This window comes from Tannerella forsythia (assembly GCF_003860135.1).
GTDB classification, from domain to species: domain Bacteria; phylum Bacteroidota; class Bacteroidia; order Bacteroidales; family Tannerellaceae; genus Tannerella; species Tannerella forsythia_A.
This window is the reverse complement of sequence record NZ_RQYN01000134.1, coordinates 1-1,007: the sequence shown is the minus strand read 5'-3', so window position 1 is coordinate 1,007 and position 1,007 is coordinate 1. Positions and strand designations below refer to the sequence as shown.

Genomic DNA, 1,007 nt, shown 5'->3' with positions numbered 1-1,007 from the left:
TGTTAACGCGGTCGACAGTTTTACAAACGCATTGTGAAGAATATATAACGCGGATGGCTGTTTTGTTAACGACGATGGCAGTTTTACCAATGCGGTTGATTGTTTCGCGAACATCGTTGGTTCTTTTCTTTTTGCGGATGGGTATTTTATCAATACAATTTCTTATTTTGCGCAAGCGGATGATTCTTTTTTCGTCCGACTTGCTTATTTTGCCGCTGACGTTTGTAAAAATACCCGGGAGAATGTTTGCTATGAAAGAATACTTGATTGTTTCTCCCGGGCTGCAACGGTTTATTTATACATTGTTGCGAAATATGAACGAGCTGATCCGCTTATATTCGGAGCTGTTCGTTCCGAAAACGGATTGCACGTATTTTTTTACGTTAAGAGCGATATCGACCATGCCGGTATGCTCCGAATACAGAACGGCATCTCTGGCAGCGAGCGCGTTGACTTGCGCTGTGGTAGCCTTGATGACAATCTGATTCGCATCCTGAAGTCTCAGCGCATAGTTTCTCAGCGCGTCGATTTTAAGATCGCCTTCATTGGGCTGATAGAGCGGCTGAATTTCGAGAATGGCGATGATTTGCAGCAAATGCTCGACCTGATTGTCGAAACTCTGTTGCGAAACGGAGATGGTGCGTTTCGGTGTTTCTTCCGCGTTTTCTTCGGCGGGCTTCATCTTTACGGATGAGGCTCTGCGTCCTTGAATTTTTCGATTAAGGGAGCGTACGCTGTCGACGGTTTTGTCCGATACGCCGGACGCTTTCAGTGCACTGAGTATCCGGGTGGCTAAAGGTTTCAGCAGGCTGAAAATGTTTTGGCGATCGGCAACAGCTTGCGTAAGCATGGCTTTCGCATGTTTCACGTCGGCAAGTGCGGCGCGGGCTTCGTCACGTTTTTTGTTCAGCTCGGCGAGCTTGAGTTCATTCCTCTATTTTTTGCCTTACAATAACGATTCTTCTTGGTTTTTGCCAAGATTGAGCCTGATAGGTTTTGTCGCAAAT

Annotated in this window: 1 protein-coding gene; it reads right to left on the bottom strand. The window is 46.2% G+C overall.

Going from position 1 to position 1,007, the window contains the following annotated elements; translation table 11 throughout:
* Nucleotides 1-295: 295 nt before the first annotated feature.
* Entirely contained in the window at nucleotides 296-868 is a 573-nt protein-coding gene (locus EII41_RS13635; protein ID WP_148091764.1) for a hypothetical protein, read from the bottom strand.
* Nucleotides 869-1,007: the final 139 nt, after the last annotated feature.